The organism is Nocardia higoensis NBRC 100133 (assembly GCF_000308595.1).
In the GTDB taxonomy this organism is placed as follows: domain Bacteria; phylum Actinomycetota; class Actinomycetes; order Mycobacteriales; family Mycobacteriaceae; genus Nocardia; species Nocardia higoensis.
Map to the genome: position 1 here is coordinate 116,355 of NZ_BAGA01000132.1, position 21,164 is coordinate 137,518.

Consider the following 21,164-nt stretch of genomic DNA (forward strand, 5'->3'; position numbering starts at 1 on the left):
GCACCGGCATCGCCGGTGCTTCGACCGACAATAGGGAAACGATCGCAGACGCGCCGGAGTTCCGCGCACCGGCGCCTCGGGGGCCTCGATGTCGCTGGTCACGCCGAGATCGGGGACAGGACGAGGCGAGACCGCGCGAACGCTCCCGCGGTGCCACCTTGCCGCGGGGAGACGGTCCCGCGGCCGTGGAGAACGGTTCAGCCGACCCGTTCGATGGTGTAGCGCACCAGCTGCTCGAGCGCGTCGTTGGCCGGGCCCGCGGGCAGGGCGGCCAGTTCGGCGTAGGCCTGGTCGGCGTAGCCGTGCAGCTTCTCCTTGGCCAGCGCCATGCCACCGGAGCGGGCGAGCAGGTCGATGGCCTCGGCCACGGCCTCGTCGGTCTGCGGCGGGACGGCCAGCAGCTCGCGCAGCCGGTCGGCCTCGGCGCCCTCCTCGCGCAGCGCGTAGAGCACCGGCAGGGTGTGCACGCCTTCGCGCAGATCGGTGCCCGGCGTCTTGCCGGACTGCTCGGAGGCCGAGGAGATGTCGATGATGTCGTCGGCGATCTGGAAAGCGGTGCCGACCACGTCGCCGAGCCGGGCCAGGCGTTCGACGTGCCCGGCGTCCGCGCCGGAGAAGGTTCCGCCGAATCGGCCCGCGGCGGCGATCAGCGACCCGGTCTTCTCCCACACCACGCGCAGGTAGTGCTCGATGGGGTCCTGGGTCTCGCGCGCGCCCATGGTCTCGCGCATCTGGCCGGTGACCAGTTCGGCGAAGGTCTCGGCGATGATGCGCACCGCGTCCGGGCCCAGTGTCGAGGTGAGCCGGGAGGCATGCGCGAACAGGTAGTCGCCCGCCAGGATGGCGATGTTGTTGCCCCAGCGGGAATTCACGCTCGGGGCGCCACGGCGCATGGTGGCCTCGTCCATGACGTCGTCGTGGTAGAGCGTGGCCAGGTGCACCAGTTCGACGACCGTGCCCGCGGTGACCAGCGCCGGATCGGTCGGCCGTGGGCCGAGCTGGCCGGTGAGGATGGTGAACAGCGGGCGGAACCGCTTGCCGCCGGCCTTGGCCAGGTGCAGTGCCGCGTCCTGGAGGAAGTCCGCGCCGTCGGAGAGTTCGGCGATCAGCAGCTTCTCGACCTCTTCGAGGCCGTTGCGCACGGTCGCGGCGAGCTCCGCGTCACCGAGTTCCACCCCGGCGACCACCGTGCTCGAGGCACTCTCCGAGCCGCTCACTGCCGATGTGCTCATCTCGTCTCCCAGCGCCGCGTCCGACCCCACGGGTAGAGAACCTAGCGTGTCCCCGCCGCGCGGCCCATGAACACCGCCATTCGGCGGCCTATCGCACACTTTTCCACACGCCGCGCCTGCCTGGTCGTGCGGCGTGCCAGTATGGATCGCATGGGTTCAGCCGATGTCATGACCGGTCGTGTCCTGCCCGAGCATGTGGAGGTGCTCGTGGTCGGTGCGGGTCCGGCCGGATCGGCCGCCGCGACGTGGGCGGCGCGCGCGGGCCGCGATGTTCTGCTGACCGACGCGGCCGTCTTTCCCCGGGACAAGACGTGCGGCGACGGTCTGACACCGCGCGCCACCAAGGAATTGGAGCTGCTGGGGCTCGGCGGCTGGTTGCGCGCGCACACCGTCAACCACGGCCTGCGGATGACCGGTTTCGGCCGCGAGGCGCTGTTGCCCTGGCCAGGCGGATCGTTCCCCTCCTACGGAAGCGCCGTCCCGCGAACCGAACTCGACGACAAGCTGCGCGAGACCGCGGTGAAGTCCGGCGCCCGGATGGCCGACGGCGCGAAGGCGGTCGAGGTGGTCCGCGACGGCGAGCGGGTGAGCGGTATCACCTTCGCTGTCGGCGAGCAGACGGTCACCGTCTCCTGCGACGTCCTGGTGGTCGCCGACGGCGTGCGCTCCCCCATCGGTAAACAACTCGGCCGCACCTGGCATCGCCGGTTCGCGTACGGCACCGCGGCGCGGGCCTACATCCGCTCCGCCCGCACCGACGACCAGTGGATCACTTCGCATCTGGAACTGCGCGACGCGGACGGGGAACTGGTGCCCGGTTACGGCTGGGTGTTCCCGCTGGGCAACGGCGAGGTCAATATCGGTGTCGGCTCGCTGGCGACCGAGCAGCGTCCCTCGCACGTGGCGCTCAAATCGCTGCTGCGCCACTACACCTCGCAGCGTTTCCAGGAGTGGGGCTTCGAGGGCGAGTTGCGCGCGGTGGCCTCGGCGCTGCTGCCGATGGGCGGCGCGGTGTCGAATGTGGCCGGGCGCAACTGGGTTCTGATCGGCGACGCGGCGGGTTGTGTGAATCCGCTCAACGGCGAGGGCATCGACTACGGGCTCGAGGGCGGGCACATGCTCGGCCGCATCCTGGACTCCGACGATTTCGCCTCGCTCGATTACACGAGGCTGTGGCCGGATCTGTTGCGCGAGCGCTACGGGCGCACCTTCTCGGTGGCGCGGCGGATCGCCGGGCTGGCGACCCATCCGCGTATGGTGCCCACCGGCGGGCCGCCGGTCATGCGCTCGAAGTACCTGCAGCACACCGCTGTCCGGGTGATGGGCAATCTCGTCACCGACGAGGACGTGGACCTGACCGCACGCGCCTGGCGGGCCGCCGGTCGGCTGTCGATGCGCGCGGACGACCTGGCGCCGTTCAGTTGAGCGATCGGGCAGGCCGCGTCGGGCCCGGCCTGCCCGCTTCCACCACTTCAGGACGTGGCGCGCTCGGTGCACCACTGTTCGAAGAAGTGTCGTTCGCTGCCGAGCACCCGGTGCAGCATTTGTTCGGCGATCGGTTCGATGGCACGCCCGACCAGCGGCACCTTCACCTCCAGCGAACCGGTGATCTCGATCTCGCTGCCCTCGGCGGTCGGGCGCAGGCGCTGGTTGCCGGTCATGGCGGCGGTGATGCCGGTGGTGGCGACCCGGAAGTCGGCCTCGGCGGTCTCGCCGGACAGCGCCCCCCAGTCGTCGATGCGGTCGAAGACGAGTTCGCCGGAGAGCACCTTGCCGACGAGGGCGGGGATCCGCTCCCTGTGGGCGCGTTCGGTCATGTGGATGCGGGCGGTGCCGGGACCGCCGGGGTGGGAGACGGTCAGCGTCGCGGTGTCGGCTTCGGCGAATCGGGCATGCCAGGCGTCGGCGCTGGTGAGAGCCCGGTGCAGATCGTCGACCGGAACGCTGTACGGCACGGTGAAGCGAAATTTACGGGACATGACGTCACGCTATCCCAGCGCGTCGGTAGCCTGTGGCCGTGTCGGAAACCAGCCAGTCCGAAAGGCGGACGACCCGGCTGCGGCGATGGCGCACCGGGGTGCTCGTCGCGGCGACGGCGGTCAGTGTGCTCATGGTGCTGCTGGTGTTCGCGGCTTGGCGCAACGATCACCTGATCTCCTCGGACAAGGTGGTGGCGACCGGCGAGGTGCTCTCGGCGGGACGGTTGCGTTCGGCGGTCGTCTACGTCACCCCGGACGGCGTGACCCACAATCCGAAGGTCGGCATCCTCTATCCGACGAATCTCACCGCGGGCGAGCGCATCAAGGTCGAATACAGCCGCAGTGATCCCGATCTGGTCCGGGTCGCGGGCCGGGACGTGCGGGTCGCCATCATTCCCGCGCTGTCGGTCATCGTGGTCACGTGGCTGATCGCGCTGCCGATCTGGTGGCTGCTGGTGCGTGCGGGGCGGCGCGATCCGGCGGTCGCCGGGCGCCGGGAACCGAACCGGACGAGCGGTGCGTGATTCGGGGCAGGTGTTCGCCGGAACTTCGCGCGCCGGTCATGTCGGTGTGACGCGGCGGCGGCACGGGCACGACAGCCTGGCAGGGTGCGCGTAGCCATTGTTTCGGAGTCGTTCCTGCCGAACATGAACGGCGTCGTCAATTCGGTGCTCCGAGTACTCGACCACCTGGCCGGGCACGGTCACGAGGCCCTGGTGATCGCGCCGGACACCGTGCGCGGACAGCCCGCCGCTCCACGGGAGCACGAGCGGGTACCGGTGTACCGGGTGCCTGCGGTGATGGCGCCGAAGATCAGCTCGCTGCCGGTCGGGCTGCCGCAGCCGGGGATCACCCGCGTATTGGCCGATTTCGATGCCGATGTGGTGCATCTGGCCTCACCGTTCCTGCTGGGCGCGGGCGGTCTGGCCGCGGCGCTGCGGCTGGATCTGCCGACGGTGGCGGTCTACCAGACCGATGTCGCCGGATTCGCCCGCAGTTACGGTCTCGCGCCGGCGAGCCGGGCGGCCTGGGCGTGGACCCGGCGCATCCATCTGCGCGCCACCCGCACGCTCGCGCCCTCCACCTCGGCGGTCGCCGATCTGGCCGCACACGGCATCCCCCGGGTGCATCGCTGGGGCCGAGGCGTCGATATCGCCCGCTTCACGCCCTCGGCGCGCAGCGCGATGCTGCGCGAGCGGTGGCTCGACGGCCGGGACCGGCTGGTGGTGGGATTCGTCGGGCGGCTGGCCCCGGAGAAGCACGTGCGGCGACTGGCGGTGCTGGCCGGGGACCCACGGATCCGGCTGGTCGTGGTCGGTGGCGGTCCCGAGCGCGAGCGGCTCGGCCGGGCGTTGCCGGGGGCGGTCTTCACCGGCGAACTGGGTGGACGCGAGCTGGCCGAGGCGTACGCGAGCCTGGACGTGATGGTGCATCCGGGCGAGCACGAGACCTTCTGCCAGGCCGTCCAGGAGGCACTGGCCAGCGGCGTCCCGGTGATCGGGCCGGACGCGGGCGGGCCGCGCGATCTGATCGCGCACTGCCGCAACGGATACCTGCTGCCGGTGGAGCGGTTCGAGGAACTGTTGCCGAGCGCGGTCGCGGCTCTGCACGATCCGGCCCTGCGGCGCCGCTTCGGCACCGCGGCCCGCACATCGGTGCTGCGGCGGACCTGGCCCGCGATCTGCGCCGAGCTGATGGGGCACTACGCCGAGGTCACCGGCATCGACGATCGGCTGTGGCGCACCGCGTGAACGCCCCCGTCCGGCACGGCCGACGCTGCCGGGACGAGGCGAGCGCGGACGGTTCACCCGCCGGCCCGTCGACGGGCCGATCGTTCGGCGTGTCGGTGATGATGTCGATCCGCACACCCGGCGGGACGAATCCGGCTGTGCCGAACTAGGGTCGAGGCGTGGCGAAGACAGAGCAGCAACGCGAGTCGTTCCGGGCCTCGCTGGACAAGCAACCGCACGAAGTCGCGACGATGTTCGACGGTGTCGCCAAGCGCTACGACCTCACCAATACGGTGATCTCGGCGGGCCAGGACCGCTACTGGCGGTGGGCGACGCGCAAGGCGCTGGATCTGCGGCCCGGCGAGCGGGTGCTCGATCTCGCGGCGGGCACCGGGGTCTCGACCGTCGAGTTCGCCAAGTCGGGCGCCTGGTGCGTGGCCGCGGACTTCTCCAAGGGCATGCTCGCGGCGGGCAGCTTCCGGCCGGTGCCGATGGTGGCCGGCGACGCGATGTCGCTGCCCTTCGCCGACGAATCCTTCGACGCGGTCGCCATCTCCTACGGGCTGCGCAATGTCGCGGACCCGGATCTGGCGATGCGGGAGATGCTGCGGGTGACCAAGCCCGGCGGGCGGCTGGTGATCGCCGAGTTCTCCACGCCGGTGATCCCGGTGTTCCGCACCGTGTACATGGAGTATCTGATGAAGGCGCTGCCCGCGGTGGCGCGCGCGGTCAGCAGCAATCCGGACGCCTACGTCTACCTCGCGGAGTCCATCCGCGCCTGGCCGAACCAGCGTCAGCTCGCGATGCGGATGGCCGCCGCGGGCTGGTCCTCGGTGAAGTGGCGCAATCTCAGCGGTGGCGTGGTGGCCCTGCATCGCGGCTACAAGCTCGGCTGACCTGTCCGCCCCGCTCTTCCAGCTGTCCGGCACGACCTCTACCAGCTCGAACGGGGGCGCGCACATGATGCCGGACACACCTCACAGTCACGATCCGGCGTGGTGAGGTGGATTGTCACCTGTCGCTAACGCGGGGTAAATCCGGCGCAATCGAGGATCCGCATGATCGAGTACATGTCGGACGCATCCATCGACCCCACACCGGGTACCGCCGCAACGGCGTGCTCGTACTGTGGCGTGGGGTGCGGAATCACCGTGCAGACCGTGGCCGGCGCGAGCGGGGCGCCGGTGATCGCCAAGGTCGCCGGGGACAAGCTGCATCCCGCCAACGCTGGGCGGCTGTGCACCAAGGGCGCCACGCACCTGGAACTGACCAGGGCGCCGGGCCGGATGGAGTCGGCCTACCGCCGTCCGGAGCGCGACCAGGTGCCCGTCCCGCTCCCGGTGGACGAGGCGGTGCGCGAGGCCGCCGATCGGCTGCGGGCGATCCTCGACGAGCACGGGCCTGATGCGATCGCGTTCTACGTCTCCGGGCAGATGTCGCTGGAGGCGCAGTACCTGGCGACCAAACTGGCCAAGGGTTTCGTGCGCACCAAGCACATCGAGGCGAACTCGCGGCTGTGCATGGCGAGCGCGGGCACCGGTTACAAGCAGTCCCTCGGCGCCGACGGTCCGCCCGGCTCCTACGACGATATCGACCACGCCGATCTGTTCTTCGTCATCGGCGCGAACATGGCCGACTGCCATCCGATCCTGTTCCTGCGCATGGCCGACCGGTTGAAGGCGGGCGCGAAGCTGATCGTGGCCGACCCGCGCCGCACCGACACCGCCGCCAGAGCCGACCTGTTCCTGCAACTGCGGCCGGGCACCGACCTCGCGCTGCTCAACGGCCTGCTGCACCTGCTGGTGACCGAGGGCGCCATCGACGAGCGATTCATCGCCGAGCACACCGAGGGCTGGGACGGTATGCCCGAGTTCCTGGCCGGCTACCCACCCGAGGTGGTCGCCGGGATCACCGGGCTGGCCGAGGCCGACATCCGCACCGCGGCCCGCTGGATCGGCGAGGCCGGCGAGTGGATGACGCTGTGGACGATGGGGCTCAACCAGTCCACCCACGGCACCTGGAGCACCAACGCGATCTGCAATCTCCATCTGGCGACCGGCGCGATCTGCCGGACCGGATCGGGCCCGTTCTCGCTGACCGGCCAGCCCAATGCGATGGGCGGGCGCGAAATGGGTTACATGGGACCGGGATTGCCCGGCCAGCGCTCGTTGCTCTCGGCCGCCGACCGCGCCTTCGTCGAGACCGCGTGGGGCCTGGAGCCCGGCACGCTGCGTACCGAGGCCGGGCCGGGCACCATCGAGATGTTCCGCGGCATGGCCGAGGGCGAGATCAAGGCCGCCTGGATCATCTGCACGAATCCGGTGGCCTCGGTGTCCAATCGCAAGACGGTGATCGCCGGGCTGGAGGCCGCCGAACTGGTGATCGCCCAGGACGTCTACACCGACACCGCCACCAACTCCTATGCCGACCTGCTGCTGCCTGCCACGCTGTGGGCCGAATCGGACGCGGTGATGGTCAATTCCGAGCGCAATGTCACGCTGATGCGGCGTTGCCTCGATCCGGTGGGCGACGCCCGGCCGGACTGGCAGCTCATCGCCCAGATCGCCACCGCCATGGGCTTCCCCGGTTTCGGCTACGCCTCCAGCGCCGAGATCTTCGACGAGATCGTCACCTTCGCCAATCCCGCCACCGGCTACGACCTGCGCGGCATGAGCTACGCGGCGCTGGCCGAGGGCCCGATGCAGTGGCCCTGCCCCGATCCGGCGCGGCGGCGCAACCCCATCCGCTACCGCAACGACGGCATCAGCCAGGAATTGTTCACCGAAGCCGACGGACGGCGGCCTGCGCTGGCCTTCGCCACCCCGAGCAGGCGCGCGAAGTTCTTCGCCCGCCCGCACATGGAACCGGCCGAACTGCCCGACGACGACTACCCCTTCGTGCTGAACACCGGTCGCCTGCAGCACCAGTGGCACACCATGACCAAGACCGGCCGGATCGCCAAGCTCACCAGACTCGATGGCATGCCGTTCGTGGAGGTGCATCCCGAGGACGCCGCACGGCTGGACGTGCGGGCCGGGGATCACCTCGAGATCGCCTCCCGCCGCGGCCGGGCGGTGCTGCCGGTGCGGATCAGCGACCGGGTGCGGCCGGGCGACTGCTTCGCGCCCTTCCACTGGAACGACGAGCAGGGCGAGTACCTGACCATCAATGCGGTGACCAACGACGCGGTCGATCCGGAGTCGCTGCAGCCGGAGTTCAAGCAGTGCGCGGTCTCGCTGCGCCGGGTCGCGCCGGTGCCGCGCGCCGACGGGAACGGGCAGACGGGCACGGCGTTCTCCGGCACAGCGTTCTCCGACACAGCATTCGCGAGGGCGGGCGCGGCGGACGACTCCGGCTCGTCGCCGAGCACGGAGCAACCGGGAACCGGCGAGCGCGTCGACGCGACCGGAGCGCGATCGCATCCGCTGGCGGCGCTGCTGGGCGTGGACAGCACGTCCGCGCCGAGGCTGTCCGAGCTCGAGCGCGTCTATCTGAGTGGCTATCTGACGGCGTTGCAGACGATTCCGGTCACCGGGCAGCCTGTCTTGCCGGAATCCGCGCCGATCTCGGGATCGCGGCGGGCGTGGGTCGACGGGCTGCTGGCGGGCATGTACTCGCGCGGCCTCGCCGCCCCCGGCCCCCAGGCCGGGACAGGCGCGATGAACGGCACGGACACCGAAGACCCTGCGGCCCGGCCCGCGCAGGTGACCGTGCTGTGGGCCTCGCAGACCGGGACGGCCGAGGAGATCGCCGCCGAGGTCGCCGAGCGGCTGGCCGCCGAGGGCTTCCTGCCGCTCCTGCTGGACATGGATTCCTGCGCGCTCGACGCCCTCACCGGCGACGTACTGATCATCAGCAGCACCTTCGGTGACGGCGGACCGCCGGACAACGGCTCGGACTTCTGGGATCGCCTCTCGGACTCCGCCCTCGGCTTCCCCGGCCTTCGCTATGCGGTCTTCGCCCTGGGCGACTCGTCCTACGACGACTTCTGCGGACACGGGCGCAAACTCGACGCGGTGCTCGCCGAGCGCGGCGCGCGCAGACTGCTCGCCCGGGTCGACTCCGAGCCCGACCAGGATCTCGCGCGGGCCTGGCTCGACGAGGTAGTCGCCGCCCTGCGCGATCCCGGAGTCGCGGGCAAGACGGAAAGTTCCGGCAGCGCAACGCCTCCCGGCACGGACCGCCCGGGCGGCACCGGAGTGGACACCGCACCCGGCGGCGCCGCGATCGGCGAACCGGCGGCCGGTGGCAGGGCTGCCGGATCCGCCGCACCCGGCGGCACGGCTTTCCGCGGGAATGCTCCGGGTGCGCATGCCCACGGGGCTGTTCCCGGCGCCGGGCGCGACGTCGCGGCGCCGACGGCCGCGGGTACGACCATGCTGCTGAACAAGCCCGCCGGACGGGCCGCGCCGTTCACCCGGAACGCGCCGGTCATCGCCCCGCTGGTGCGCAACGAGATGCTCACGCATCCGGATTCGGACAAGGAGGTCCGCCGGTTCGGGTTCGATCTGCGTGGCCTCGGCGTCGAGTACGAGGTGGGTGATTCGCTGGGCGTCCGGCCGTCGAACTGCCCCGATCTGGTCGCCGAATGGTTGTCGGTCACCGGTTTGGACGGGCGGCGCACCGTGGCGATCGACGACCGCGAGATCCCGCTGGCCGAGGCGTTGCGCACGCACTACGACATCACCGGGACAGGCCCGGACCTGCTGGATTTCGTGGCCGCGCACAATCCGAGCCCGCAGTTGGCCAAACTGTTGCGGCGGGACAATCGCAACGAGCTGGAGAGCTTCCTGTGGGACCGGCAGGCGGTGGACGTGCTGCGCGAGTTCCCGGTGCGCGCCGATCTGATCGAATGGCAGGGGGCGTTGAAGAAGCTGCGACCGCGCCAGTATTCGATCTCGTCGAGCCCGCTGGTCGATCCGCACGAGGTGCAGCTGACCGTCGGCGTGGTCCGCTACGGCGAGAACGATCGCCGCGGCGGGGTGTCCTCGACCTTCCTCGCCGACCGCGCGGGCGCCGAGGTGCCGATCTACTTGCAGCGCGCCCCGCACTTCCGGCCGCCGCCGGACCCGGCCGCAGCGATGATCATGGTCGGTCCCGGCACCGGCATCGCGCCGTTCCGCGGCTTCCTGCACGAACGCCGCGCGCTCGGCGCCACCGGCCGCAACTGGCTGTTCTTCGGCGAGCAGCACGCCGCGCAGAACTTCTACTATCGCGGCGAACTCGAGGACATGTTCCGCACCGGCTTCCTCACCCGCCTCGATCTCGCCTTCTCCCGCGACCAGCGGGAACGGGTCTACGTGCAGCACCGGATGATCGAGCACGGCGCGGAGCTGTGGTCCTGGCTGCGCGACGGCGCCTACTTCTACGTCTGCGGTGATGCCGCGCGCATGGCCAAGGACGTGGACGAGACCCTGCTCGCGCTGGCCAGGATCCACGGCAAGCTCGACGAGCAGGGTGCGATCGCCTTCCGCAAGCAACTCGTCGCCGAGAAGCGCTACGTCCGCGATGTGTACTGACTCCGGCTACGCGGCAGGCGGATTCAGCCGCGCGAAATCCGGGAGCCGGTAGTAGGGGTAGTACGGATACGGCGGCGTGGTGGCGCTCGCCGCGTCCAGGCGGGCGATCTGCGCATCGGTCAGGCGCCAGCCGACCGCGCCCAGGTTCTGGCGCAACTGTTCCTCGTTGCGGGCGCCGATGAGGACCGAGGCGACCGTCGGGCGGGTCAGCAGCCAGTTGAGCGCGATCTGCGCGACGGTGTGGCCGGTCTCGTCGGCGAGTTCGTCGAGCACGTCGACCACCCGGTAGAGCAGTTCGTCGGGCACCGGCGGCCCGGCCTCGGCGGTGCTGTGCAGCCTGCTGCCCGCCGGCAGCGGTTCGCCCCGGCGGATCCTGCCGGTGAGCCTGCCCCAGCCCAGCGGGCTCCACACCACCGCGCCGACGCCCTGATCCCGCCCGAGCGGCATGAGTTCCCATTCGTAGTCCCGGCCGACCAGCGAGTAGTACACCTGGTGCGCGACATAGCGCGGCAGCCCGTATTCGCCCGCGACGGCGAGCGATTTCATCAGCTGCCAGCCGGCGAAGTTGGACGCGCCGACGTAGCGGATCTTGCCCGAACGCACGAGATCGTCGAGGGCGGCGAGCACTTCGTGGACGGGCGTGCGGGCGTCGAAGGCGTGCAACTGGAACAGGTCGATGTGGTCGACGCCGAGACGGCGCAGCGAGCCCTCGACCGCCGCGATCAGGCGAGCCCGTCCCGAACCGGCCTCGCCCGGGCCGGGACCGGTGGGCAGGCTCGCTTTGGTGGAGATGAGCAGCCGGTCCCTGCGGCCCTCGATCGCCGCGCCCAGCACCTCCTCGGACGCGCCGTCGGAGTAGACGTCGGCGGTGTCGAACATGGTCAGACCGGCCTCCAGGCAGATGTCGACCATGCGCTCGGCCTGGGCCACGTCCACGTCACCCCATGCTCCGAACAGCTCGCCCCGGCCGCCGAAGGTGCCCGCACCGAAGCTCAGTGCGGGCACCTCCAGCCCGGAAGCGCCCAATCGCCGATACTCCATGACCCCTCCTAAAGGGACTATAGTTTCATTAACTACCGCAACCGTACGCGCTCGAGGCGATAAATGGAACTGGAGTCCCGATATGACCGATCCTGATACGACCGGCGACGAACGCTCCCCGGGCTCGGTCCGGCCGGGCGGCCGCACCGCCCGCGTGCGGGCCGACGTGCTGCGCGCCGCCGGGGACCTGCTGGCCGAGCGTGGCTTCGAGGGCCTGGATCTGATCGAGGTCGCCGCACGCGCGGGGGTGGGCAAGACGACGGTCTACCGGCGCTGGGGAACCCCGACCGCCGTGGTCGCCGACCTGCTCGAGGACATGGCCGAGCAGTCGGTGCCGCGCGCCGACACCGGCTCGCTGCGTGGCGATCTCACCGCGAACGCGCGCCTGATCGCCCGCACCCTCACCGATCCGCGCCAGGGCAGGCTGTTCCGCGCCGTGATCGCCGCCGCCACCTGCGACCCCGGCGCCGAGGCCGCGCTGCACCGCTTCTACGACGTCCGGTTGTCCGAGTGGGCGGCGTGCGTGACCGAGGCGATCGACCGCGGCGAGGCGCCGGCGGGCACGGACCCGCGCGCGGTGTTCTCCGCGGTCGCCGCGCCGCTGTACTACCGGCTGCTCGCCAGCGGCGATCCCATCGACGAGTCCACGGCCGTCGCGGCGGCGGAGGCCGCCCTCGCCGCGGTCGGCGCGAGAGTTTTCGTCATCGCCTGATCGACCGGCTTCACGCGACCCAGTCCGGGTCCCGGCCGGTGAGGCCGAGTACCCGATCCAGAGGCGGGGCATCGTGCGACACCGCGACGGAGGGACCGAACAGGCCGGGTACGCCTTCGGGCGGGGTGCCGCGCAACATCTCCAGCAGCACCTCGGCGTGGGAATCCGCGCAGCGGAACGGCAGCCCGGTCGCGCGGGCGAGATCCCAGCCGTGCACGACGAGTTCGTCGAGCGCGATGGCGGCCATGACGGAGGCGACTTCGCGTACGCCGCCCGCTTCGGTCTCGCCGTCCCAGGCCTCCGGCGCGCGCCAGGCCGCCGCCAGCGCGCGTAACTGCTCGGTGATGCGGGGACGCCAGTCCGGCGGGAGATCCGGCAACGCCGCGAGATCGGGGGCCTGCGAGCGGCCGAGGGATTCCTTGGTCGCCGCCTGGCGGAACGCCTCGGCGAGCCCGAGGACGTGCATGAGCAGGGTGCGCACCGATGTCTCCGCGCACGGGGTGCTGGCGTCGAGCTGATCGTCGCGGATTCCGGCCACCACCGACTCCAGGGTGCTCGTGGCGGGTTCCATGTCGAAGCGAGGTTGCATGTCGGCCTCCCAGATGGATCGAGATTCACCGATACAGACGGCGCAGGCGGCCACAACTCATCGCCGAATGGCGACATCCGAGCCCACCCGACAGCGTCGAAGACGCGCCAGCGGGTAGACCCGGATTGAGGCATCATCGAGACAGGCAATTCTCGAAGTGCACGAGCGGAGAGGAGCGCACGATGGTCGATCGCAGCACGTTCGGAGCGGCGGATGAGGTGTCCGAGACCGATCTCGTCGATCAGACGACGCCGGCGGACTACGAGGACCCCGACGATCCCGAGGTGAGCGTGCAGGATCCGCCACCGGAGGCCGACCCGCGCGCCGGGTGGGAGGCGAATCCGGCCGATGTCGTCGACCAGTCCATCCCCGTCCCGATCGACGACGAGGACCGCGAGGAGAGCTGACCGGCCGCGCTAGGGAGCGATCTTGCTGCGCACGGTGGAGTGCAGTTCGCGCAGGCTGGAGCGCTCGGTGGCGACCTCGAGCACCCGCAGGCCGTGCGCGTGGCCGGTGAGTTCGGCGGCCAGCCCGGCGGGGTCGACCTGGCGGTGCGGGATGCGGTAGGCCGCGCACAGGGCCGCCAGATCCATGCCGTGCGGGGTGCCGAAGACTCGTTCGAACACACCCGCGTACTGCGGGTCGCCTTGTTCGAGCAGTTCGAAGATGCCGCCGCCGTCGTCGTTGGCGACCACGATGGTCAGATCGGCCGGGCGCGGCTCACCCCGGCCGATCAGGAGGCCGGAGGCGTCGTGCAGGAAGGTCAGGTCACCGATCAGGGCGATGGTGCGGCCATCGTGCGCGAGCGCGGCGCCGACCGCGGTGGAAACGGTGCCGTCGATGCCGGCCACGCCGCGATTGGACAGCACCCGCACGCCGGGGCGCGGCGTCGAGACCAGAGCGGCGTCGCGCACCGGATTGGAGGCGCCGAGCAGCAGCTGATCGCCCTCGCGCAGCGCGTCCATCACCACGGCGGCCACGTGCAGGCCGGTCGGCTTCGGATGCCCGGCCAATTCGGAGCGCACCGCCTGCTCTGCGGTGGCGCTCAGGTCGGCACAGTGCCGCAGCCATTCCGGGCGCGGCGCGCCGGTGGTCACCGCGCGGGTGCCGGTGCCGACCACATTGCCGGAGACATCGGGCCAGCGCGGGCCGGTGGTGAGCGCGTAGACGGTGACCTCGGGGTCGGCGAGCAGTCGCGAGACCTGCCGGTGCAGGGTCGGGCGGCCGGTGATGATCGCCTGGCGCGGCTTCAGCAGCGACAGCGCCAGCGGGTGCAGGGCGGGGCCGTGCATGGGGGCGGTCGGCTCGGCGACAGTGGGCAGTTGCGCCAGTTCGGGGCGCGGGCCTGCCCCGTGACCGGAGACCACCACGGTGTCGATGCTCAGGTCGATGTCGAGCGGCACGTCCAGGGTCGCGTACTGGGTGGCCGTCCACGGCTTGCCGCCCTCGCGTCCCGCCGGCTCGGATTCGCCGGCCGCGAGGTCGGGCACCAGCGGTTCGCGCAGCGGGATGTCGAAGTGCACCGGCCCGGCGTTGCCCGAGCGCGTCCCGCGCGCGGCGGCCAGCACCCGGCAGACCGAGGAGCGCCACACGCTGTTCTGCTGTTCGTAGCTGCCCGCGCCCGCGCCGTCGGCTTCGGCGATGCCGAGGCTGACCGTCGCGCGCACCTGGCTGCCGAACAGGCCGAGCTGTTCGACGGTCTGGTTGGCGCCGGTGCCGAGCAGCTCGTAGGGCCGGTTGGCGCTCAACACGATCAGTGGCACCCGCGCGTAATTCGCCTCCAGCACAGCCGGTCCGAGATTGGCCACCGCGGTGCCCGAGGTCATCACCACCGGGACCGGCGCGCCCGCCGAGATCGCCAGGCCGATCGCCAGGAATCCCGCGGTGCGCTCATCGATGCGCATGTGCAGGCGCAGCCGCCCGGCCGCGTCGGCGGCCTGCAGCGCGAAGGCCAGCGGGGCATTACGCGAGCCGGGGCACAGCACGACGTCACGGACGCCGCCGCGCACCAACTCGTCGACGACAACCCTGGCCTGCGCAGTTGACGGATTCACCTCACCAGCCTGTCAGATGCACAAGCTCCCGGCTCGGTCGGCCTGATCACAATGGGCCTGATCACGACGCAATCGCGCGATCACAAGCCCGTGTGGCGGCCCCGTGAAACGCGTCGAGGTGGCGACGCCGCGCGTCGCCACCTCGCTCGGGAGCGTCGGCTCAGTTGGCGTGCTTCTGCACCAGGTCGCCGACCCGGGGCAGCGCCTCGATGACGTGCTTCTTCGCCGAAGAACGCAGCGAGTTGTACACCTTCTGCAGGGCCGGGCGGCTGGACGACTCGGCGCGCGCGTCGGTCACGGCCAGCAGCGACTCGGCGACGGCGTCGGACTTGGACACGAGCAGGTCGGCGAAGGTGCCGGTGCCCGCGGCCTGGTACTCCGCCCAGTAGGACTGCAGCTGCTCGAGCAGCTTGGGCGCCAACGATTCCAGGGCGTCCGGCACGATGGACGGGCCGATCTTGTTCACGGCCGCGTAGCCGCCCTTGACGGCCAGGCCCGACGCGCCGCCCTTGTCCGACACCTCAGCGTCCAGAACCTCCTTGGCTTCGGCAAGGAAGGCCGAGCGCTTCGTGTCGTCGAGCAGGGATTCAGACAGTGCTGCAACCACTTTGAGGGTCCTCCGAATAGATGTCGATGAACGAGCGCACGCCACTATACGCACAGGCGCGCACGCGCACGCGACGGAAGTCCGGCAATCGGTTCGCAGCCGGGTCGATCAGGGCTGCCAGGGCAGCAGCTGGATCATCAATCCTTCGGCGTCGGCGAGCAGTTCACCCTGCTCGTTTCGCAATTCCGCGGTGACGAAAGTCTTTCGGCCCTCGATGCGATCCGCGCGGCCGGTGACGGTCAGCTGTGTCTCCAGCGGAGTCACCTTGCGGTAGTTGACGTGCAGGTAAGCGGTGCGGCTGATCGGCCTGCCCGCGTAGTGCACGACCATGCCGAACAGATCGTCGAACAGCAGCGGCAGCACGCCGCCGTGCGCGGCGCCGTTGCCGCCCAGGTGGTATCGGCGGAACACGCCGGTGGTGGTGATGCCGTCCGGACCGGCTTCGACGACCGTCCACGGCAGCATCAGCAAACTTCCGCGGCCGGGCAGCTCGACCGAGCGGCCCGCCGGCGAATGCCCTTCGGGCGCACGGTAGGGCTCGAGCAGTTCGATCAGTTCGCGAGCCTTGCCGAGGGCGGCGCCGTAGACCTCGTCGGGCGCGTCGGCGGAGACGGCCAGATCCTGCAGCGTCCGCATGGCTTCCACGAACGGCCCGAATTCGGGGCCGGGGGTCGCGGGGGCGATCTTGGGGAATCCGCCGTGGGATTCGTAGCGGTCCGGATCGATCGCACTGGTGTCGATGCGGCGCGTGCTCGTGGCTACGCCGCTTCCTGCCGACGTGTCGCCGGGAACAGGTGTGACTTCCTCGCTCATACCTGCACGGTATCGCGTGGCTTTACACCGTCGAATCGACGGGTCGGCAGCGTCGGGAACCGTGGCGCGAGCCGCGTCACATCGGGGCGGGGCGATAATCACCGGCGTGACTTTCGATCCCACGCAGTGGCGCCCCGTCCCCGGATTCGAGAACCTGACCGACATCACCTACCACCGGCACATCGAGCAGGGCACCGTGCGGGTGGCGTTCGACCGGCCGGAGGTGCGCAACGCCTTCCGCCCGCACACCGTCGACGAGCTCTACCGCGCGCTCGACCACGCGCGGATGACCTCCGATGTCGGCGCGGTGCTGCTCACCGGCAACGGCCCCAGCCCCAAGGACGGCGGCTGGGCCTTCTGCTCCGGCGGCGACCAGCGCATCCGAGGCCGTAGCGGCTACCAGTACGCCAGCGGCGAGACCGCCGAGACGGTGGACCCGGCGCGCGCGGGCCGGCTGCACATCCTCGAGGTGCAGCGGCTCATCCGGTTCATGCCCAAGGTGGTGATCGCCCTGGTCAACGGCTGGGCGGCCGGTGGCGGGCACAGCCTGCACGTGGTGTGCGACCTGACCCTGGCCAGCCGCGAGCACGCCCGCTTCAAACAGACCGACGCCGATGTGGGCAGCTTCGACGGCGGCTACGGCAGCGCCTACCTGGCCAAGATGGTGGGCCAGAAGTTCGCCCGCGAGATCTTCTTCCTCGGCCGCCCGTACACCGCCGAGGAGATGCACCAGATGGGCGCGGTCAACAAGGTGGTCGACCACGACCGGCTGGAGGCCGAGGCGCTGGAGTGGACCGCCGACATCAACGGCAAGTCGCCGCAGGCCCAGCGCATGCTGAAGTACGCGTTCAACCTGCTCGACGACGGCCTGGTGGGTCAGCAACTGTTCGCCGGCGAGGCCACCCGGATGGCGTACATGACCGACGAGGCCGTCGAGGGCCGCGACTCCTTCCTGGAGAAGCGCGCACCCGACTGGACCCCGTACCCGTGGTACTTCTGAGCCCGGCGGCCGAGACCATTTCCGACCGAGCCCGCATCCGACGAAGGGACGACCCGCGATGGACATCCTCGGCAGCCGAGTGATCCTGCGACCGCGCGACTACGAGGCCACGCTCGCCTTCTACCGCGACGGGCTGGAGCTGGCGATCGCCAGGGAGTATCCGGGCGGCACGGTGTTCTTCGCCGGGCAGTCGCTCATCGAGATCGCCGCCCACGGCGGCACCGGGGAGCCGGGCGGCTTCACCGGCGCGCTCTGGTTGCAGGTGCGTGACGCCCAGGTCGCGGCGGTCGAATTGACCACCAAGGGCATCGTCATCGATCGCGCGCCGAAACAGGAGCCGTGGGGCCTGATCGAGATGTGGACCAAAGACCCCGACGGAGTGCCGATAGTCCTCGTCGAGATCCCGGCCGGGCATCCGCTCCGACGCGATTCCCGCTGGTCAACGGATTGAGCCGGACCCGGCGGGCGGGCCGGGAGGTGATCACCGAGTTGCCATTCGCCCACCCGCCGGGGACGATTACACCCGTAGCGGCTCCCGGCCGCCGATGCCCGGGGCCCGTCAGTCCCCGCCCTGTCGAGTGAATCCCCTGTCGAGCGAATCGCAGTTCCGATGACCGGCCCAGCGCACCCCCCGTCTCCGAGCCCCACCCGTTCCACATGCGGGCCCGCCGACATGACACCATCCCTATCGTGAGGCCCTGCTGCGAGCGAACCATGAGCTGGAACGAGGTCGCGTCGTGAGCAACACCCTGCGAACACTGCCCATGCCCACGGGGTCGGGCGTCGTCGATGTGCTCCCGCACCTGCGTGAGGCGCTGGAAGGCGGCCACGGTCCCGCCTGGCTGCCGATCCCCACCTCCGACCGCCGGGAGGCGCGCAGGCTCGCCGACGCGCTCGCCCCGGGCGAGCCGATCGACGACGATGTCGCGCTGGTGGTCACCACCTCCGGCACCACCGGCGTGCCCAAGGGCGCGATGCTCAGCGCCTCGGCGCTACGGGCCAGCGGCACCGCCACCCACGAGCGGCTCGGCGGGCCGGGCACCTGGCTGCTCGCGCTGCCCAGCCATCACATCGCCGGTCTGCAGGTGCTGTTGCGCAGCATCCTGGCGGGAACCGAGCCCGCCGTGCTCGATGTCTCCGGCGGCTTCCTGCCCGAGGCGCTCGTCGGCGCGATCTCCGGGATGCGCGGCGAGCGCCGCTACACCGCGCTGGTGCCCACCCAGCTGATCAAAGCGCTCGACGAACCCGACGCCACCGCCGCGCTCGCCGACCTCGACGCGGTGCTCGTCGGCGGCGCCGCCACCCCCGTTCCGGTCTACGAGCGGGCCAGGACGCTCGGCGTCAACGTCGTGCGCACCTACGGCATGAGCGAGACCTGCGGCGGGTGCGTCTACGACGGAATCCCGCTGCCCGGCACCCGGATCCGCATCGACGACGGCCGGGTGGTGCTCGGCGGTCCGATGATCGCCCGCGGCTACCGCGGTCAGCCCGACCATCCCGCGTTCGCCGAGCCCGGCTGGTTCCGCACCGACGACGCGGGCAGTTTCGACAATGGCGTGCTCCGGGTGACCGGCCGCCTCGACGAGGCCATCCTGACCGGCGGACTGCTGGTCATTCCCCAGGTAGTGGAAGCGGTACTGATCACCCATCCGTCGATCAGCGAATGCGCGGTGCTCGGCCTGCCCGACGAGCGGCTGGGCCAGCGGGTCGCGGTGGCGGTCGTGCCCGCCGCGGGCACGACGCCGACGCTGGACGAATTGCGCGCGCATGTGGAACGTGAACTCGACCCCACCTCCGCTCCGCGCGAACTCGCCGTCGTCGACGAGCTGCCGCTGCACGGCCCCGGCAAGCCGAACCGGCACAAACTGCGCGAACTGCTGATGGCCAGGACCACCACCTGATCCCGGCCCCGCCGACCCGGACGTGACGCAAGCACCACGACAGCGCGCGCAAGCGGCGGGCAGCGCACCGCAAGGGCGGTGCAAGCGACGGTCGGCAGAGTCGTTCGCATGACATCACCCACCGCAGTACCCGCCGTCGAGGCGGACCGTCTGGTCAAGGTGTTCGGACAGCAGCGGGCCGTGGACGGCGTGAGCCTGACGGTCCCGCAGGGCGCCGTCTACGGCGTGCTCGGACCGAACGGCGCGGGCAAGACCACCACCATCAGGATGCTGTCCACGCTGCTCCGACCGGACGGTGGCAGCGCCAGGATCTTCGGCCACGACGTGGTCGCCGAACCGACCGCGGTGCGCTCGCTGCTCGGGCTCACCGGTCAATACGCCTCGGTCGACGAAGATCTCACCGCCACCGAGAATCTGGTGCTCTTCGCCCGGCTGCTCGGTCTCGGCCGTAAGCAGGCCGGGCAGCGCGCGAACGACCTGCTCGACGAGTTCGCGCTCACCGAAGCCGCCGCCAAACCGCTGAAGAACTTCTCCGGCGGCATGCGGCGCCGCCTCGACCTGGCCGCCAGTCTCATCGCGACCCCGCCACTGTTGTTCCTCGACGAACCGACCACCGGTCTCGATCCGCGCACCCGCGCGCAGATGTGGGACACCATCCGCCGGCTCGTCCGCGAGGGCGCCACGGTGCTGCTGACCACCCAATACCTCGACGAAGCCGATCAACTCGCCGACCGGATCGCGGTGATCGACCACGGCCGGGTGATCGCCGACGGCACCGCCGACGAACTCAAGGCCTCCATCGGCGGCTCCTCGCTGCACCTGACCCTGGTCGACCGCGGCCGGATCGACGAGGCGCGCCGCGTGATCGGCGATCTGCTCGGCATCGAGGCGCAGATCAGCCCGGAGGCGGGCAGGCTCACCGCGCCGCTGCGCGAGGCGGGCGTGACCACCGATCTGCTGATCCGCCTGCGCGAATCCGGGATCGCCGTCGACGAGATCACCGTCACCAAGCCCAGTCTCGACGAGGTCTTCCTCACCATCACCGGCCATCCGGCCCAGGCCGACAACCCCGATACCGACACCGAACGGAACGCCGCATGACCGTCACCACCGCTGCGCCCGCCGACATGCCGGTGGCTGTCGCGCGAATTCCGCACGCCGGCAACCACATCGGGTTGCGCAAGACCGTATCGGCCTCCTTCACGATGGCCTACCGGGGTCTGCTCAAGATCAAGCACAACCCCGAGCAACTCTTCGACGTCACCGTCCAGCCGATCCTGTTCACCGCGCTGTTCACCTACATCTTCGGCGGCGCGATCTCCGGCAATGTGCACGACTACCTGCCCGTCCTGATCCCGGGCATCCTGGTCCAGACGGTGGTGCTGACCTCGGTGGTCACCGGCACCCAGCTGCGCGAGGACATGGACAAGGGCGTGTTCGACCGCTTCAAATCCCTGCCCATCGCCCGGATCTCGCCGCTGTCGGGCGCGCTGATCGCCGACATGGTGCGCTACGGCATCGCGACCACTCTCACCATCGTGGTCGGCCTGTGCCTGGGCTATCGTCCCGGCGGCGGCGTGGCGGGTGTGCTGGCCGCCGCTGTGGTGATCGTGCTGTGCTCGTTCGCCGTCAGCTGGATCTGGGCGCTGGTCGGCGTCACCGGCAAGAGCGCCGCGGCGGTACAGGGCGTCTCGATGATGGTCATGTTCCCGCTGACCTTCATGTCCGGCGCGTTCGCCCCGGCGCAGACCATGCCGGGCTGGATGCAGGCCATCAACCACGCCAACCCGGTCTACTACATGGTCAACACCTGCCGGGACCTGATGAACAACAATCTCTACGACAGCGATCTGGCCTGGTCGCTGATCGGATCGGCCGTGGTGATCGCCGTTTTCGCTCCGCTCACCGTGCGGGCCTATATGCGCCGCGCGTGAATCGGCGCGGGCGCGGAGGCCGGGATCTGCGCAGGCGGGTCCCGGCCTTGCGC

Annotated in this window: 19 protein-coding genes; 12 read left to right on the forward strand and 7 right to left on the reverse strand. The window is 70.6% G+C overall.

The window, feature by feature from the left end:
- Window positions 1-197 precede the first annotated feature (197 nt).
- On the reverse strand, window positions 198-1,232 hold the full coding sequence (locus tag ON26_RS23995; protein WP_051027452.1) for a polyprenyl synthetase family protein: 1,035 nt from the start codon (window positions 1,230-1,232) through the stop codon (window positions 198-200).
- Between the two features lie 150 nt (window positions 1,233-1,382).
- Here ON26_RS23995 and ON26_RS24000 point away from each other — a divergent pair, with 150 nt between their 5' ends.
- On the forward strand, window positions 1,383-2,657 hold the full coding sequence (locus ON26_RS24000; RefSeq protein ID WP_040798944.1) for a geranylgeranyl reductase family protein: 1,275 nt from the start codon (window positions 1,383-1,385) through the stop codon (window positions 2,655-2,657).
- Between the two features lie 47 nt (window positions 2,658-2,704).
- Here ON26_RS24000 and ON26_RS24005 read toward each other — a convergent pair whose 3' ends face one another.
- Window positions 2,705-3,211 carry a DUF2505 domain-containing protein gene (locus ON26_RS24005; protein ID WP_040798803.1) on the reverse strand — a complete coding sequence of 169 codons (507 nt, stop codon included), beginning with the start codon at window positions 3,209-3,211 and terminating at the stop codon, window positions 2,705-2,707.
- Between the two features lie 38 nt (window positions 3,212-3,249).
- Here ON26_RS24005 and ON26_RS24010 point away from each other — a divergent pair, with 38 nt between their 5' ends.
- The 4 genes from ON26_RS24010 to ON26_RS24025 all read left to right on the forward strand — a co-directional run bounded on the left by ON26_RS24010 (window position 3,250) and on the right by ON26_RS24025 (window position 10,460).
- On the forward strand, window positions 3,250-3,735 hold the full coding sequence (locus tag ON26_RS24010; RefSeq protein ID WP_051027476.1) for a DUF3592 domain-containing protein: 486 nt from the start codon (window positions 3,250-3,252) through the stop codon (window positions 3,733-3,735).
- 84 nt (window positions 3,736-3,819) lie between these two features.
- Complete coding sequence (locus ON26_RS24015) at window positions 3,820-4,962, forward strand: glycosyltransferase family 4 protein (protein WP_040798806.1); 1,143 nt, start codon at window positions 3,820-3,822, stop codon at window positions 4,960-4,962.
- Between the two features lie 158 nt (window positions 4,963-5,120).
- Entirely contained in the window at window positions 5,121-5,837 is a 717-nt protein-coding gene (locus ON26_RS24020) for a demethylmenaquinone methyltransferase (protein WP_040798808.1), read from the forward strand.
- A 162-nt stretch (window positions 5,838-5,999) separates the two neighbouring features.
- Window positions 6,000-10,460 carry a bifunctional nitrate reductase/sulfite reductase flavoprotein subunit alpha gene (locus tag ON26_RS24025; protein WP_040798811.1) on the forward strand — a complete coding sequence of 1,487 codons (4,461 nt, stop codon included), beginning with the start codon at window positions 6,000-6,002 and terminating at the stop codon, window positions 10,458-10,460.
- A 6-nt stretch (window positions 10,461-10,466) separates the two neighbouring features.
- On the opposite strand, the gene ON26_RS24030 is transcribed toward ON26_RS24025, so the two are convergent.
- Entirely contained in the window at window positions 10,467-11,501 is a 1,035-nt protein-coding gene (locus tag ON26_RS24030) for an aldo/keto reductase (RefSeq protein WP_040798814.1), read from the reverse strand.
- Window positions 11,502-11,583: 82 nt separating this feature from the next.
- Between ON26_RS24030 and ON26_RS24035 the strand changes: the two genes are divergently transcribed.
- Window positions 11,584-12,213: a TetR/AcrR family transcriptional regulator gene (locus ON26_RS24035; protein ID WP_040798816.1), complete on the forward strand. Its 630-nt coding sequence runs from the start codon at window positions 11,584-11,586 to the stop codon at window positions 12,211-12,213.
- A gap of 10 nt (window positions 12,214-12,223) precedes the next feature.
- On the opposite strand, the gene ON26_RS24040 is transcribed toward ON26_RS24035, so the two are convergent.
- Entirely contained in the window at window positions 12,224-12,802 is a 579-nt protein-coding gene (locus ON26_RS24040) for a TIGR03086 family metal-binding protein (RefSeq protein ID WP_040798820.1), read from the reverse strand.
- Window positions 12,803-12,984: 182 nt separating this feature from the next.
- On the opposite strand from ON26_RS24040, the gene ON26_RS24045 reads away from it, so the two are divergent.
- On the forward strand, window positions 12,985-13,209 hold the full coding sequence (locus ON26_RS24045) for an Rv3202a family protein (protein ID WP_040798823.1): 225 nt from the start codon (window positions 12,985-12,987) through the stop codon (window positions 13,207-13,209).
- A gap of 9 nt (window positions 13,210-13,218) precedes the next feature.
- Here the strand turns inward: ON26_RS24045 and menD are convergent, their stop codons facing one another.
- The 3 genes from menD to ON26_RS24060 form a co-directional block, all read right to left on the reverse strand.
- On the reverse strand, window positions 13,219-14,856 hold the full coding sequence (menD, locus tag ON26_RS24050; protein ID WP_040798826.1) for a 2-succinyl-5-enolpyruvyl-6-hydroxy-3-cyclohexene-1-carboxylic-acid synthase: 1,638 nt from the start codon (window positions 14,854-14,856) through the stop codon (window positions 13,219-13,221).
- A gap of 160 nt (window positions 14,857-15,016) precedes the next feature.
- Window positions 15,017-15,463: a DUF6918 family protein gene (locus ON26_RS24055; protein WP_040798829.1), complete on the reverse strand. Its 447-nt coding sequence runs from the start codon at window positions 15,461-15,463 to the stop codon at window positions 15,017-15,019.
- A 108-nt stretch (window positions 15,464-15,571) separates the two neighbouring features.
- Window positions 15,572-16,276, reverse strand: coding sequence for a PaaI family thioesterase (locus tag ON26_RS24060; protein ID WP_051027454.1), 705 nt, complete (start codon window positions 16,274-16,276; stop codon window positions 15,572-15,574).
- A gap of 106 nt (window positions 16,277-16,382) precedes the next feature.
- Between ON26_RS24060 and ON26_RS24065 the strand changes: the two genes are divergently transcribed.
- From ON26_RS24065 to ON26_RS24085, 5 genes are all read left to right on the forward strand, one after another.
- On the forward strand, window positions 16,383-17,276 hold the full coding sequence (locus ON26_RS24065; protein ID WP_040798833.1) for a 1,4-dihydroxy-2-naphthoyl-CoA synthase: 894 nt from the start codon (window positions 16,383-16,385) through the stop codon (window positions 17,274-17,276).
- 58 nt (window positions 17,277-17,334) lie between these two features.
- Window positions 17,335-17,727, forward strand: coding sequence for a VOC family protein (locus ON26_RS24070; RefSeq protein ID WP_040798835.1), 393 nt, complete (start codon window positions 17,335-17,337; stop codon window positions 17,725-17,727).
- Between the two features lie 313 nt (window positions 17,728-18,040).
- The gene (gene menE / locus ON26_RS24075; protein WP_040798950.1) at window positions 18,041-19,177 is read left to right on the forward strand and encodes an o-succinylbenzoate--CoA ligase; all 1,137 of its coding nucleotides are present in this window, start codon (window positions 18,041-18,043) and stop codon (window positions 19,175-19,177) included.
- Window positions 19,178-19,285: 108 nt separating this feature from the next.
- Complete coding sequence (locus tag ON26_RS24080) at window positions 19,286-20,278, forward strand: daunorubicin resistance protein DrrA family ABC transporter ATP-binding protein (protein ID WP_040798837.1); 993 nt, start codon at window positions 19,286-19,288, stop codon at window positions 20,276-20,278.
- Window positions 20,275-21,111: an ABC transporter permease gene (locus ON26_RS24085; protein ID WP_040798840.1), complete on the forward strand. Its 837-nt coding sequence runs from the start codon at window positions 20,275-20,277 to the stop codon at window positions 21,109-21,111. Before ON26_RS24080 ends, ON26_RS24085 begins: the two co-directional genes overlap by 4 nt.
- Window positions 21,112-21,164: the final 53 nt, after the last annotated feature.

Excerpts from the sequence above, each read along its gene's own strand:
- ON26_RS23995 (WP_051027452.1), bottom strand. The coding sequence starts at position 1,232 with ATGAGCACATCGGCAGTGAGCGGCTCGGAGAGTGCCTCGAGCACGGTG.
- ON26_RS24000 (WP_040798944.1), top strand. The coding sequence starts at position 1,383 with ATGGGTTCAGCCGATGTCATGACCGGTCGTGTCCTGCCCGAGCATGTG.
- ON26_RS24005 (WP_040798803.1), bottom strand. The coding sequence starts at position 3,211 with ATGTCCCGTAAATTTCGCTTCACCGTGCCGTACAGCGTTCCGGTCGAC.
- ON26_RS24025 (WP_040798811.1), top strand. The coding sequence starts at position 6,000 with ATGATCGAGTACATGTCGGACGCATCCATCGACCCCACACCGGGTACC.
- ON26_RS24030 (WP_040798814.1), bottom strand. The coding sequence starts at position 11,501 with ATGGAGTATCGGCGATTGGGCGCTTCCGGGCTGGAGGTGCCCGCACTG.
- ON26_RS24035 (WP_040798816.1), top strand. The coding sequence starts at position 11,584 with ATGACCGATCCTGATACGACCGGCGACGAACGCTCCCCGGGCTCGGTC.
- ON26_RS24040 (WP_040798820.1), bottom strand. The coding sequence starts at position 12,802 with ATGCAACCTCGCTTCGACATGGAACCCGCCACGAGCACCCTGGAGTCG.
- ON26_RS24045 (WP_040798823.1), top strand. The coding sequence starts at position 12,985 with ATGGTCGATCGCAGCACGTTCGGAGCGGCGGATGAGGTGTCCGAGACC.
- ON26_RS24060 (WP_051027454.1), bottom strand. The coding sequence starts at position 16,276 with ATGAGCGAGGAAGTCACACCTGTTCCCGGCGACACGTCGGCAGGAAGC.
- ON26_RS24070 (WP_040798835.1), top strand. The coding sequence starts at position 17,335 with ATGGACATCCTCGGCAGCCGAGTGATCCTGCGACCGCGCGACTACGAG.
- menE (WP_040798950.1), top strand. The coding sequence starts at position 18,041 with ATGCCCACGGGGTCGGGCGTCGTCGATGTGCTCCCGCACCTGCGTGAG.
- ON26_RS24080 (WP_040798837.1), top strand. The coding sequence starts at position 19,286 with ATGACATCACCCACCGCAGTACCCGCCGTCGAGGCGGACCGTCTGGTC.
- ON26_RS24085 (WP_040798840.1), top strand. The coding sequence starts at position 20,275 with ATGACCGTCACCACCGCTGCGCCCGCCGACATGCCGGTGGCTGTCGCG.